This is a genomic window from Micromonospora sp. DH14, assembly GCF_029809455.1.
GTDB lineage: Bacteria > Actinomycetota > Actinomycetes > Mycobacteriales > Micromonosporaceae > Micromonospora > Micromonospora parva.
In genome coordinates this window covers 46,014-59,675 of record NZ_JARVKT010000019.1, presented here as the reverse complement: position 1 = coordinate 59,675, position 13,662 = coordinate 46,014, and the positions used below count along the sequence as shown (strand labels likewise).

Genomic DNA, 13,662 nt, shown 5'->3' with positions numbered 1-13,662 from the left:
AGTCTAATCACCACTGCGGCCGGTGTCGGGATCGGTCGCGTCCTGTTCCACCCGTCAGGAGCGGCCGGGCAGCCGCGCCACGACGAGATCCCACACGGCGTCGGCCACTGCCTCCTTGGCCTGCTCGGGCCGGCGGCTGACCGAGCCGTCCGCGCCGATGACCGTCACCGTGTTGGTGTCGGCGCCGAAGACCAGGTCCGGACCGACCTCATTGATCACGATCAGGTCGGCCCGCTTCCGGGCGAGTTTCGCCCGGCCGTTGGCCTCGGCGTCGCCGGTCTCGGCGGCGAACACCACCAGCACCTGCTCCGGTCGTTTGCGCTGGCCGAGCTCCGCCGCGATGTCCGGATTCGTGACGAGCTCGATGGTGGGCGCGACACCGTCGTCCGACTTCTTGATTTTGCCAGGCGCGTACGTCGCGGGCCGGAAATCGGCCGGAGCCGCCGCCATGACCACCGCGTCGGCGTCGACGGCGGCCTTGACCGTCGCCTCCCGCAGCTCGGCGGTGGTGCCCACCCGGATCAGGTCGACGCCGGCCGGGTCGGCGAGGTCGACGTTCGCCGCGACCACGGTGACCCGGGCACCCCGGGCGACCGCCGCGCGGGCGAACGCGTACCCCTGCTTGCCCGACGAGCGGTTGCCCAGGAAGCGGACCGGGTCCAGGGGCTCGCGGGTGCCACCGGCGGTGACGACCACCCGGCGACCGGCCAGGTCGGCGGGGGCCGCGTCACCACGGGCCAGGAGCCGGACGGCGACGGCGAAGATCTCCGCCGGGTCGGGCAGCCGACCCTTGCCGGTGTCGGCGCCGGTGAGCCGGCCGACGGCGGGTTCGATGACCCGCACCCCCCGGGAGCGCAGCGTGGCGACGTTGGCCACGGTGGCGGGGTGCTCCCACATCTCGGTGTGCATGGCCGGGGCCAGCAGGACCGGGCAGCGGGCGGTCAGCAGGGTGTTGGTGAGCAGGTCGTCGGCGAGGCCGTGCGCGGCCTTGGCGAGCAGGTCGGTGGTGGTCGGCGCGACCACCACCAGGTCGGCCTGCTTACCGAGCCGGACGTGCGGCACCTCGTGGACGTCGGTCCAGACGTCGTCGGCGACGGGTTGACCGGAGAGCGCGGCCCAGGTCGGCGCTCCCACGAACCGGAGCGCCGACGCGGTGGGCACGACCCGAACCCGGTGACCGGATTCGGTGAAGAGTCGCAGCAGCTCACACGCCTTGTAGGCGGCGATGCCGCCACCGACCCCGAGGACGATCGAGGCGGACATCGGCCAGCGGGGGCTTACGGCTGGTCGGTCGGCTCGGCGGTGAGCAGGCCCGAGTTGATCTCGCGCATGGCGATCGAGAGGGGCTTCTCCTGCGGGGTGGTCTCGACGAGCGGACCGACGTACTCCAGCAGACCCTCACCGAGCTGGCTGTAGTAGGCGTTGACCTGGCGCGCGCGCTTGGCGGCGAAGATGACCAGCGCGTACTTCGACGTCGTCTTCTCGAGGAGCTCGTCGATCGGCGGGTTGGTGATGCCTTCGGGGTTGGCGATGGATCCCACGAATTAACCTCTGCGTCTTTCGAGCCGCGCGGACGCGGTGCTGAGTCTCAACGGTGGCCGGCCGTCAGCCGCGCACGCGCGACCAGGCCGGATCCGGATAAGAAGAACCGAGTAAGCCTACCAGCTCTTCAACCACCCGTTCGGTGTGGTCGTGGGTCAGCGTGTGCTCGACGGTGGCGGCCACCGTGGCGTCCGGGGCGTACCCGGGTGGGCTCAGCAGCACCAGCCGGGCATCGGGCAGGCGCGCGCGGACCAGTGGGGTGCCGCGCAGGTCGAGCGGGAGCAGCACCGGCTGCCCGGCGTCGAGCCGGGCGCGCAGCGGCGGGTACGGGGTGCCCCGGCGGTAGGAACCGATCCGGGACCATTCCAGCAGCTCACCGTCGGCGATCCGGCGATCGAACTCGGCGGGGGCGAGGAAGACGCGGTCCACCCCGTCGATCTCCGATTCCCGGCGCGGCCTGGTGGTTGCCGCGACCGGGATCCACACGGACGGAGAACGCGCCCGGACGAGCTCGACGACACTCTCCCTGCCGGATCCCGAAGGTCCAGCCAGGACAGTGAGCCGAGCCGCCGGGCGCGCCTCGTCATCCGTGCTCACTGCTTGTTTCTACACGCTGCCAGGTTCAGTTGGCGGCGAACTCTCCAAGCAGTGCCTTGCGCTGCTGCTCGCCGAGGCCACGCAGGCGACGGCTGTCGGCGATCTTGAGCTTCTCCATGATCTGGGTAGCCCGGATCTTGCCGATGCCCGGCATGGCCTGCAGGACGGCCGACACCTTGAGCTTGCCGACGACGTCGTCGCTCTCGGCCCGCTCGAGGACGGCACCGAGAGTGGTCTTGCCCTGCTTGAGCTGCTCCTTCAGCTGAGCACGGGCCTTGCGGATCTCCGCGGCCTTCTCGAGCGCGGCAGCGCGTTGTTCGGGGGTCAGTGACGGGAGCGGCACCAGTTCTCCTCAGGTCCCTATCGCGGCGGGCGGGGCGCACCGCCGCATCTGTGAAACGTGGTGTCGCTGTGAACCAAGGGGTCCATGGTTCCCAGCGCGGGGAAAACTAGCGGCCAACGGAGCTTTCGGCAACGTGGGGGCCGCATGATCACCGTAGAGTGACCGACCCGTCAGTCAGTCACCGGGCAGGCAGAACGGCCCGGCAGTCGACCAGAACGCGGTCCGCGGCGGCCCGCAGCGCGCCCACGTCGGGGCCCGCCGAGAGCACTTCCCGGGAGTACGACGGGAGCACCGAGGCGAGGCTGGAACCGAAGACGGTACGCAGATCGGCTGCGCCGGCACCCTGCGCGCCGAGCCCCGGAGCGAGCAGTGGGCCGCCCACTCCGGACAGGTCGTGACCGGTGTCACCGATGGTCGCGCCGACCACCAGTCCGAAGCTCCCGAGCGGGGACGCACCCCTGTTGAGCTGGGAAATCTCGTCAATCACGGTCTGCGCCACGGTCCGGCCGTCGGCGGTGACGGCCCGCTGCACGGCCGCGCCCTCGGGGTTGGAGGTGAGGGCCAGCACGAACACCCCGCCGCCGTGCTCGGCGGCCAACTCGAACATCGGCGCCAGCGAGCCGACCCCGAGGTAGGGACTCGCGGTGACCGCGTCAACATAGACAGGACTGGATGGATCTAGGTACGCGGCGGCGTACGCGCTCACCGTCGAGCCGATGTCGCCCCGCTTGACGTCGAGCAGAACGAGCGAGCCGGCATCTCGTAACTGTCGGATAGTTGACTCAAGAATCGCCACACCTCGGGACCCGAATCGCTCGAAAAAGGCCGACTGAGGCTTGACCACCGCAACCCGGTCACCGAGCGCTTCGACGACGGTTCGGCTGAACCGGTCGAGACCGTGCACGTCGTCCGGAAGGCCCCACTGGGCCAGCAGACCGGGATGCGGGTCGATGCCCACACAGAGTGGGCCCCGTTCGGTGATCGCCCGGTGCAGCCGGGTTCCGAAGCTCTCCATGGGAGTGTTCCCCTCTTCTCGTCCGGACGGCTGCCCCGCCCGGGTAACCGTCGACCCGGTCACCGGGCCGACTCAGCCGGCCGCCACCGCCGCCGCGACGCCGGTCGCGATCCGGGCCAGGTCGACGTCGTCGGTGACGTACGGCGGCATCGTGTAGATCAGGTCGCGGAACGGACGCAGCCACACCCCCTGGGCGACGGCGGCGGCGGTGGCCGCGCCGAGGTCGACCTCGTGATCGAGCTGGACCACGCCGATCGCGCCGAGCACCCGTACGTCGGCCACGCCCGGCGTGCCCCGCAGCGGCTCCAGGCCGGCGCGCAGGCCGGCGCCGATCCTGGCGACCTGGCCGGCCCAGTCTCCGGCCCGCAGCAGCCCGATGGAGGCGTTCGCCACCGCGCAGGCCAGGGGGTTGCCCATGAACGTGGGCCCGTGCGCCAGCACGCCGGTAGCCGAGATGCCCCGGGCGACCTCCGGGGTGCACACCGTCGCCGCGAGGGTCAGGTACCCGCCCGTCAACGCCTTGCCCACGCACAGCACGTCCGGCGTCACACCGGCGTGCCCGGCGGCGAACATCTCACCGGTCCGGCCGAAGCCGGTGGCGATCTCGTCGAAGATCAGCAAAATGCCGTGCGCACGGGTCACCTCACGCAGCACCCGCAGGTAGCCCGGATGGTGGAAACGCATTCCGCCGGCGCCCTGCACTACGGGCTCGACGATCACGGCGGCCAACTCGTCGGCGTGCCGTTCGACGGTCTCCACCAACGCCGCCACGTACGCGTCGTCGGGCGGATCGGTGAAGCCGCCCGGCGGCACCGGGGCGAACACCTGCCGGGGCAGCACGTCGCCCCACAGGTGGTGCATCCCGCCCTCCGGGTCGCAGACGCTCATCGGGTGGAAGGTGTCGCCGTGGTAACCACCCCGCCAGGTGGCCAGCCGGCGTCGCTGGGGCCGGCCGACAGCCCGTTGGTACTGCAGGCACATCTTCACCGCCACCTCGACGCTGACCGAGCCGGAGTCGGCCAGGAACACGTGCTCCAGGCCGTCCGGGGTCAGTTCGACGAGCGTTTGGGCGAGCCGCACCGCCGGCTCGTGGGTGAGCCCGCCGAACATCACGTGGCTCATCCGGCCGAGCTGGTCGGTCACCGCCGCGTCCAGCACCGGGTGCCGGTACCCGTGGATCGCCGCCCACCAGGACGACATCCCGTCCACCAGCTCCCGCCCGTCGGCCAGGGTGAGCCGTACCCCTTCGGCGCTGCGCACGAGATACGGCGAGGTCGCCGGCGGCAGCGCGGCATACGGGTGCCAGACGTGGGCCCGATCGGCGGCCAGGATCTCCTCAGGTGTCACGCGTACTCCTCTGTGCCTCGAACGGTCCGGACGGCGGACGTCCTGCGGCCGGGCCGAACCGCCCAGCCGCCGTCGCCTGGCCCGCCACGGCCCTGCGGCCCTGCGCCGCGGTCTGGCCCGCCACGGTCGCCCGACCCGCCCTCACCTTGCACGTGGTTCGCCTTTGCTCTGCACCCGCGGAGGCGACACCCGCTGGTCGGGCGCCGCGCTCCTGGTGGTGCGTCCACGGGTGCAGAGCAAAGGGGCAACAACCGGCGAGGGGCCCCTGGCGCGGAGCGGGCTCTGCACCCCGGTTGCGCCGGGTCAGCACCAGGCTGGCTACGGTCACCGGCCCGCGACGGGGTCCGGTGCCGTCGACGGGGGCGCGGACCCGGCGGTCGCGCGGACGGCGGCCCGCACCAGGGCCGGGCCCCGGTAGATGAAGCCGGTGTAGAGCTGCACCAGGGCGGCGCCGGCATCGAACATCCGGGCCGCGTCGTCCGGGTCCAGCACACCACCGACGCCGATGATCGGCAGCCGGCCGCCGGTCTCGGCGTGCACGAAGGCGACCACGTCGCGGGCCCGCCCGGTGAGCGGCCGACCGGAGAGACCACCGGCCTGCGCACCGCGCTCGACGTCGACGCCGGCGAGCCCGTCGCGCGACAGGGTGGTGTTGGTGGCGATCACCCCGGCGGCGCCCCGGGCCAGGCAGACCTCCAGCAGCTCGGCGATCGCCGCCTCGGTCAGGTCCGGTGCGATCTTGACCAGCACCGGCTTCTCCCCCACCAGCGCGCCGAGCAGCGCGTCCAGATGGGCGCGGTCCTGCAACGACCGCAGACCCGGGGTGTTCGGTGAGGACACGTTCACCGCGAAGTAGTCACCGTGCCCGCGCAGCGCCCGGTACGAGGCGAGGTAGTCCTCGACCGCCTCGTCGAGCGGGGTCACCTTGGACTTGCCGAGCGAGATGCCCAGCGGCACCCCGAGCGGGCGCGGCAGCGCCGCCAGCCGGGCGGCCAGCGCGGCGGCACCGGCGTTGTTGAAGCCCATCCGGTTGACCACCGCCTCGCTGGCCGGCAGCCGGAACAGCCGGGGCCGGGGGTTGCCCGGCTGGGCGTGCGCGGTGACCGTGCCGACCTCCACGAACCCGAAGCCGAGCGCCGGCCAGGCCGGCAACGCCGCGCCGTCCTTGTCCATGCCGGCGGCCAGGCCGACCGGGTTGGGGAAGCGCACCCCGAACACCGTGCGCGGCGCGGCGACCGCGTACCGGGCCCGCAGCGCGGCCAGCGCGGCCGGCCGCCGCGACACTGCCGCCAGCCGCCGCAGCGTCCACTCGTGCGCCGTCTCGGCGTCCCCGCCGCCGAGCCGGAACAACCACGGCCGTACCGCCCGCTCGAACACTGTCACTGGGCCGCCCGCAGGATGGCGTGCAGGTCCTGCAGAGGCCGGACCTGCATGTCGCCGCGGATCCGCGCCTCGATGCCCATCACCGCCGCCGCCGCGCCGGGAACGGTGGTGATGCACGGGATGTCCGCGGTGACGGCCGCGCTGCGGATCTCGTAGCCGTCCGAGCGGGCGCTGGCACCGGACCCCTGCGGGGTGTTGATCACCAGCGCCACGTGGCCGCCGCCGATCAGCGACACCGCGTCGTCGCCCGCGCCGGCCTGGTAGTGCTTGCGGATCTGCTCGCAGGCGATGCCGTGGCGGCGCAGCACCTCGGCCGTGCCGGCGGTGGCGACGATCTCGAAGCCCAGGTCGGCCAGCCGCTTGATCGGGAAGATCATGCCGCGCTTGTCGCGGTTGGCCACCGAGACGAAGATCTTCCCGGCGGTCGGCAACGACCCGTACGCGGCCGACTGGCTCTTGGCGAAGGCGTGCCCGAAGTTGGTGTCGATGCCCATCACCTCGCCGGTCGACTTCATCTCCGGGCCGAGCAGCGAGTCGATCCCCTTGCCCGCGCGGGTCCGGAAGCGCTTGAACGGCAGCACCGCCTCCTTCACCGCGACCGGGGCGTCAGCGGGCATCGTGCCCCCGTCCCCGGTGGCCGGCAGCAGGCCCTCGGCGCGCAGCTCGGCGATGCTCGCCCCGAGCGCGATCCGCGCCGCCGCCTTGGCCAGCGGCACCGCCGTGGCCTTGGAGACGAACGGAACGGTCCGCGACGCGCGCGGGTTGGCCTCCAGGACGTAGAGCACGTCGTCCTTGAGGGCGTACTGCACGTTGAGCAGGCCGCGCACGCCGACGCCCCGGGCGATCGCCTCGGTGTAGCGGCGCACCTCCGCGAGGTGCGAGCCGGCGAGGGTGATCGGCGGCAGCGCGCAGGACGAGTCGCCGGAGTGGATGCCGGCCTCCTCGATGTGCTCCATCACCCCGCCGATGTAGACCTCGCCGTCGGCGTCGCAGAGCGCGTCCACGTCGATCTCGATGGCGTCGTCGAGGAACCGGTCCACCAGCACCGGGTGGTCCGGGGAGATGTCGGTGGCCCGACCGATGTAGTCGCGCAGCGTCGGGTCGTCGTAGACGATCTCCATGCCCCGCCCGCCCAGCACGTACGACGGCCGGACCAGTACCGGGTAGCCGATCTCGTCGGCGATGGCCTTCGCCTCGTCGTACGAGGTGGCCATGCCGTGCGACGGCGCGCGCAGCCCGGCACGGGCCAGCACCGCGCCGAACGCGCCCCGCTCCTCGGCCAGGTGGATCGACTCCGGGGAGGTGCCGACGATCGGCACACCGGCATTCTTGAGCCGCTGCGCCAGCCCCAGAGGGGTCTGCCCGCCGAGCTGCACGACCACCCCGACCACCCCCGGCCCGCCGGCCGCCCGGCCGGACGAGTCCTCCGCGTGCCAGACCTCCAGCACGTCCTCGAAGGTCAGCGGCTCGAAGTAGAGCCGGTCGGCGGTGTCGTAGTCGGTGGAGACCGTCTCCGGGTTGCAATTGACCATCACGGTCTCGTAACCGGCCGTCCGCAACGCCTGAACCGCGTGCACGCAGGAGTAGTCGAACTCGATGCCCTGCCCGATCCGGTTCGGGCCGGAGCCCAGGATCAGCACCTTCGGCCGGTCCGACGGCACGACCTCGGTCTCCAGGTCGTACGTCGAGTAGTGGTACGGCGTGGTCGCCTCGAACTCGGCCGCGCAGGTGTCCACGGTCTTGTAGACCGGGCGCACGTCGAGGCGGTGCCGCAGGGTCCGGACACCGTCCTCGGCGGCCAGCTCCGGGCGGAGCGCGGCGAGCTGCCGGTCGGACAGGCCGGCCCGCTTGGCGCGACGCAACAGGTCGGCGTCGAGCACCGGCGCGTCGACGATCTCGGCGCGCAATTCGATCAGCGCGGCGATCTGGTCCAGGAACCACGGGTCGATCCCGCCGGACGCCTCGGCCACCTCGGCGATCGACGCGCCCAGGCGCAGCGCCCGCTCGACCGTGTACAGCCGGCCGTCGTGCGGAATCCGCAGCGCGGCCAGGGTGTCGGCGAGGGTGACGCCGTCGGGGTCGGGAGTGGTCCAGAAACCAGATGATCGGGTTTCCATCGAGCGCATCGCCTTGTTCAGCGCCTCGGTGAAGTTACGCCCGAGGCTCATCGCCTCGCCCACCGACTTCATCGTGGTGGTCAGCTCCGGGTCCGCGCCGGGGAACTTCTCGAACGCGAACCGGGGGATCTTCACCACAACGTAGTCCAGCGACGGCTCGAAGGCCGCCGGGGTCTTCAACGTGATGTCGTTGGGGATCTCGTCGAGGGTGTAGCCGATGGCCAGCTTGGCGGCGATCTTCGCGATCGGGAAACCGGTCGCCTTGGAGGCCAGCGCCGAGGACCGCGACACCCGGGGGTTCATCTCGATCACGACGATCCGGCCGTCGACCGGGTTGACCGCGAACTGGATGTTGCAGCCGCCGGTGTCCACCCCGACCTCGCGCAGCACGGCGATGCCCAGGTCCCGCAGGCGCTGGTACTCCCGGTCGGTGAGCGTCATGGCCGGGGCCACCGTGACGCTGTCGCCGGTGTGCACGCCCATCGGGTCGATGTTCTCGATCGAGCAGACCACCACCACGTTGTCGTGCCGGTCGCGCATCAGCTCGAGCTCGTACTCCTTCCAGCCGAGCACGCTCTCCTCGATGAGCACCTCGTGCACCGGGCTGGCGGCCAGGCCGTCACCGGCGATGCGGGCCAGGTCCTCCGGGGTGTGCGCCATACCGGAGCCCAGGCCACCCATGGTGAACGACGGCCGGATCACCACCGGCAGGCCCAGCTCGGCGACGGTCGCCTCGACCTCGTCCATCGAGTGGCAGACCCGGGAGCGGGGCACCAGGCCCGCCGGGTCCTCGACACCCAGGCGTACGCCGGCCTTGGCGACGATCTCCTTGAAGAGCTGGCGGTCCTCGCCCCGGTTGATGGCGTCGATGTTCGCGCCGATCAACTCCACGCCGTACTTCTCCAGGACGCCGTTCTCGTGCAGCGCGACGGCGGTGTTCAGCGCGGTCTGCCCGCCGAGGGTCGCGAGGATCGCGTCCGGGCGCTCCTTGGCGATGACCAGTTCCACGAACTCCGGGGTGATCGGCTCGACGTACGTCGCGTCGGCGAACTCCGGGTCCGTCATGATCGTCGCCGGGTTGGAGTTGACCAGGCTGACCCGGATCCCCTCGCTGCGCAGGACCCGGCAGGCCTGGGTGCCGGAGTAGTCGAACTCGCAGGCCTGCCCGATGACGATCGGCCCGGAGCCGATCACCAGGATGTGCTTGAGATCGGTCCGCTTAGGCATTGCTGCGCCCCTTGCTGTGGTTCCGGCCCTCGATGAGCTCGGCGAAACGGTCGAAGAGGTAGTCCGCGTCGTGCGGGCCGGCCGCCGCCTCCGGGTGGTACTGGACGGTGAACGCGGGCACGTCGATCGCCCGCAGCCCCTCGACCACGTTGTCATTGAGGCAGACGTGGGACACCTGAACGCCGCCGAAGTCGGTGTCGATCACCTGGTCGGGGACGACAGCGCCGACACCGGCACCCGGCACCTGGACGGCGCCGAGCCGCTGTTCGCGGCTCGACACGTCGACCGCGAAGCCGTGGTTGTGGCTGGTCACCTCGACCTTGCCGGTGACCCGGTCGAGCACCGGCTGGTTGATCCCCCGGTGGCCGTAGCCCAGCTTGTAGGTGCCGAAGCCGAGCGCCCGACCGAGGATCTGGCTGCCGAAGCAGATGCCGAACAGCGGCACCTCCCGCCGCAGCGCCTCCCGGGCCAGCGCCACCGGCGCGTCGGCGGTGGCCGGGTCGCCCGGGCCCGGCGACAGGAAGATCGCGTCAGCGCCGGTGGCGAGCATCTCGTCGATGGTCGACGACGCCGGCAGCACGTGGGTGGTCACCCCGCGGGTGGCCAGCCGCCGCGGCACGTTGCGCTTGATGCCCAGGTCCAGCGCGGCCACCGTGAACCGGTGCTCGCCGATCGCCTCGACGACGTACGGCTCGGCGGTGCTCACCTCGGCGGACAGGTCCGCGCCGAGCATCTGCGGGGCCTGGCGGACCCGGGTCAGCAGGCGCTGCGGGTCGGTCTCGACGCTGGAGATGCCCACCCGCATGGCGCCGCGCTCGCGCAGGTGCCGGGTCAGGGCCCGGGTGTCCACCCCGCTGATGCCGACCACACCCTCGGTGGCGAGGCGGTCCTCCAGCGAGCCGGTGGCGCGCCAGTTCGAGCCGATCCGGGCCGGGTCGCGCACCACGTAGCCGGCCACCCAGATCCGGCCGGACTCGTCGTCCTCGCCGTTGACGCCGGTGTTGCCGATGTGCGGCGCGGTCTGCACCACCACCTGACGGTGGTACGACGGGTCGGTCAGCGTCTCCTGGTAACCGGTCATGCCGGTGTTGAAGACCGCCTCGCCGAAGGTCTCCCCGACACTCCCGTACGCCTCACCGGGGAACGTGCGCCCGTCCTCCAGTACGAGGATCGCGGAACGTCTGCGCGTCACTTGGTTGCCTTTCCGTCCAGGACCGTCGGCTCGCCACGCAGGAAGGTCGCCACGATGCGACCTGGCAGCGTCATGCGGGCGTACGGGGTGTTGCGGCTGCGACTGGCCAACTCCGCCGGCTCGATGGTGCGGCGGGCAGCCGGGTCGATCACTGTCAGGTTCGCCGGCACACCCGGCGCGGGGTCGACGCCGTGCCCGGTGAGGCCGGCGATCCGTGCGGGGGTGCGCGACATCCGCTCGGCGATCAGGTCCCACTGGGGACCGAGCACGTCCAGCGCGATGGAGAGGGCCGTCTCCAGACCAAGCATGCCCGGCCGGGCGTACGCCCACTCGCACTCCTTGTCCTCCACCGCGTGCGGGGCGTGGTCGGTGGCGATCACGTCGATCACCCCGTCGGCGAGGGCGGCGCGCAGCGCGGTGACGTCGGCGGCCGTCCGCAACGGCGGGTTGACCTTGAAGACCGGGTCGTAGGTCTCGGCCTTGACGTCGGTGAGCAGCAGGTGGTGCGGGGTCACCTCGGCGGTCACCCGTACCCCCCGTGCCTTCGCCTGGCGCAGCACCTCGACGCTGCCGGCCGTGGAGACGTGGCAGACGTGCAGTCGGCTGCCCACGTGCTCGGCGAGCAGCACGTCCCGGGCGATGATCGCCTCCTCGGCGACCGCCGGCCAGCCGATCAGGCCGAGCCGGGTGGAGACCTCACCCTCGTGCATCTGGGCGCCCTCGGTGAGCCGGGGCTCCTCGGCGTGCTGGGCGATGATCCCGTCGAACGCCTTGACGTACTCCAGCGCGCGGCGCATCAACTTCGGGTCGGCGACGCAGTGCCCGTCGTCGGAGAAGATCCGCACCCGGGCCGCCGAGTCGGCCATCGCACCCAGCTCGGCCAGCCGTTCGCCGGCCAGCCCGACGGTGACCGCGCCGATCGGCTGCACGTCGACCAGGTTGGCTTCCCGGCCGAGCCGCCAGACCTGCTCGACCACACCGGCGGTGTCCGCCACCGGGGAGGTGTTGGCCATCGCGCAGACGGCCGTGTAGCCGCCCAGCGCCGCCGCCCGGGAACCGGACTCGACGGTCTCGGCGTCCTCCCGGCCGGGCTCGCGCAGGTGGGTGTGCAGGTCGACCAGACCGGGCAGGGCGACCAGGCCGGTGCCGTCGATGACGGTGGCGTCCGGCGCGGTCAGGCCGGGACCGACTTCGGCGACCACGCGGTCGCGGATCAGCAGGTCGGTCGGCGCGGCGCCGACGACGCTCACGCTGGTGATCAGGTACGCGGTCACCGGTTGTTCCCTCCGAGCAGCAGGTAAAGGACAGCCATCCGCACGGAGACCCCGTTGGTGACCTGTTCGACGATGGTGGAGCGGGGCGAGTCGGCGACCTCGGGGGTGATCTCCATCCCCCGGTTCATCGGGCCGGGGTGCATGACGATCGCGTGCTCGGGCAGCCGGCGCATCCGCGGCCCGTCCAGCCCGTAGCGGCGGGCGTACTCGCGGGCGGAGGGGAAGTAGGAGTCGTTCATCCGCTCCCGCTGCACCCGCAGCATCATCACCACGTCCACGTTGGGCAGGACGGAGTCGAGGTCGTAGGAGACGTCGGTGCCGGGGGCGAGCGCGCCCGCGATGTCGACCGGGATGAGGGTCGGCGGGCCGACCAGGGTGACCTTGGCGCCGAGGGTGGAGAGCAGCAGCACGTTGGAGCGGGCGACCCGGGAGTGCAGCACGTCCCCGACCACCGCCACCGACAGGCCGGCGAGCCGACCCAGCCGGGCCCGCATGGTGTACGCGTCCAGCAGCGCCTGGGTGGGGTGCTCGTGGGTGCCGTCGCCGGCGTTGACCACCGACCCGTCCACCCAGTTGGCCAGCCGGTGCGGCGCGCCGGAGGCGGGGTGTCGGACGACGACGGCGTCCGCGCCCATGGCCTGCAGGGTCAACGCGGTGTCCTTCAGGCTCTCGCCCTTGGTGACGCTGGACCCCTTCGCGGAAAAGTTGATCACGTCGGCGCTGAGTCGCTTCGCCGCCGCCTCGAAGGAGATCCGGGTCCGCGTGGAGTCCTCGTAGAAGAGGTTCACCACGGTCCGCCCGCGCAGCGCCGGAAGCTTCTTGATCTCCCGGCCGGCGACGGTGGCCATCTCGGCGGCGGTGTCCAGGATCTCGGTGGCGGTGTCGGCGTCCAGGTCCCCGCCGGAGAGCAAATGCTTGATCATCAGTTTGCTCCTCCGTACAGCTTGACCTCGTCCGTCCCGTCGATCTCGGCGAGCGTCACCTTCACGCTCTCCGCGAGCGAGGTCGGGATGTTCTTGCCGACGTAGTCGGCGCGGATCGGCAACTCCCGGTGACCCCGGTCGACCAGGACGGCCAGTTGCACCGACGCCGGGCGGCCCACGTCGTTGAGCGCGTCGAGCGCGGCCCGGACGGTGCGGCCGGAGAAGAGCACGTCGTCGACGAGGATGACCCGTTTGCCGTCGATCCCGCCGGAGGGCAGCTCGGTCGGGCCCACCGCGCGGGTGGCGTGCCGACGGAGGTCGTCGCGGTACAGGGTGATGTCGAGCACACCCACCGGGACGACGACGTCCTCGAAGGTGCTGATCCGGTCGGCGAGGCGTCGGGCGAGCGGGGTGCCCCGGGTGGGGATCCCCAGCAGCACCGTGTTCGCGGCGCCCTGGGTCTTCTCCAGGATCTGGTGGGCGATGCGGTCGACCACGCGTTGCACGTCGGCGCTGGCGAGGATCACCTTCACCGAGGGTTGTCGCGGTGGTGACGAGCGGGCAGCCGGTGGGTATGCCACGGCGGACCTCCTTCCCCGCCTCACGGGACGGGTCGTTAAAGGATGTCGGGCACCTCCGGCCGGACCGCTGAGCAGACCTGGGCCGGGGCTTCCGCCACGTTACCAGTGGTCACCGGGCCGA

Annotated in this window: 12 protein-coding genes; all 12 read right to left on the bottom strand. The window is 71.8% G+C overall.

What is annotated here, in order from left to right:
• Positions 1-54: 54 nt before the first annotated feature.
• Entirely contained in the window at positions 55-1,263 is a 1,209-nt protein-coding gene (gene coaBC / locus QCZ28_RS22875) for a bifunctional phosphopantothenoylcysteine decarboxylase/phosphopantothenate--cysteine ligase CoaBC (RefSeq protein WP_279518564.1), read from the bottom strand.
• A 14-nt stretch (positions 1,264-1,277) separates the two neighbouring features.
• Complete coding sequence (rpoZ, locus tag QCZ28_RS22870; protein ID WP_030335666.1) at positions 1,278-1,541, bottom strand: DNA-directed RNA polymerase subunit omega; 264 nt, start codon at positions 1,539-1,541, stop codon at positions 1,278-1,280.
• A gap of 64 nt (positions 1,542-1,605) precedes the next feature.
• Positions 1,606-2,139, bottom strand: a complete 534-nt coding sequence (locus QCZ28_RS22865; RefSeq protein WP_279518563.1) for a guanylate kinase — start codon at positions 2,137-2,139, stop codon at positions 1,606-1,608.
• Between the two features lie 25 nt (positions 2,140-2,164).
• Positions 2,165-2,482, bottom strand: a complete 318-nt coding sequence (gene mihF / locus QCZ28_RS22860) for an integration host factor, actinobacterial type (protein ID WP_030335662.1) — start codon at positions 2,480-2,482, stop codon at positions 2,165-2,167.
• Positions 2,483-2,660: 178 nt separating this feature from the next.
• Positions 2,661-3,497 (bottom strand): orotidine-5'-phosphate decarboxylase, encoded by an 837-nt coding sequence (gene pyrF / locus QCZ28_RS22855; RefSeq protein ID WP_210861956.1) that lies wholly within the window; start codon positions 3,495-3,497, stop codon positions 2,661-2,663.
• 72 nt (positions 3,498-3,569) lie between these two features.
• A complete protein-coding gene (locus QCZ28_RS22850; protein WP_279518562.1) occupies positions 3,570-4,844 on the bottom strand; it encodes an adenosylmethionine--8-amino-7-oxononanoate transaminase in 1,275 nt (424 codons plus the stop codon).
• A 324-nt stretch (positions 4,845-5,168) separates the two neighbouring features.
• A complete protein-coding gene (locus QCZ28_RS22845; protein ID WP_279518561.1) occupies positions 5,169-6,227 on the bottom strand; it encodes a quinone-dependent dihydroorotate dehydrogenase in 1,059 nt (352 codons plus the stop codon).
• A complete protein-coding gene (gene carB / locus QCZ28_RS22840) occupies positions 6,224-9,571 on the bottom strand; it encodes a carbamoyl-phosphate synthase large subunit (protein ID WP_279518560.1) in 3,348 nt (1,115 codons plus the stop codon). The genes QCZ28_RS22845 and carB overlap by 4 nt, the downstream gene beginning before the upstream one ends.
• Positions 9,564-10,763: a glutamine-hydrolyzing carbamoyl-phosphate synthase small subunit gene (gene carA, locus QCZ28_RS22835; RefSeq protein WP_279518559.1), complete on the bottom strand. Its 1,200-nt coding sequence runs from the start codon at positions 10,761-10,763 to the stop codon at positions 9,564-9,566. The genes carB and carA overlap by 8 nt, the downstream gene beginning before the upstream one ends.
• Positions 10,760-12,037 (bottom strand): dihydroorotase, encoded by a 1,278-nt coding sequence (locus tag QCZ28_RS22830; protein ID WP_279518558.1) that lies wholly within the window; start codon positions 12,035-12,037, stop codon positions 10,760-10,762. Before QCZ28_RS22830 ends, carA begins: the two co-directional genes overlap by 4 nt.
• Positions 12,034-12,960: an aspartate carbamoyltransferase catalytic subunit gene (locus QCZ28_RS22825; protein WP_030335650.1), complete on the bottom strand. Its 927-nt coding sequence runs from the start codon at positions 12,958-12,960 to the stop codon at positions 12,034-12,036. Before QCZ28_RS22825 ends, QCZ28_RS22830 begins: the two co-directional genes overlap by 4 nt.
• Positions 12,960-13,541 (bottom strand): bifunctional pyr operon transcriptional regulator/uracil phosphoribosyltransferase PyrR, encoded by a 582-nt coding sequence (pyrR, locus tag QCZ28_RS22820; RefSeq protein ID WP_279518557.1) that lies wholly within the window; start codon positions 13,539-13,541, stop codon positions 12,960-12,962. Before pyrR ends, QCZ28_RS22825 begins: the two co-directional genes overlap by 1 nt.
• Between the last annotated feature and the right edge of the window lie 121 nt (positions 13,542-13,662).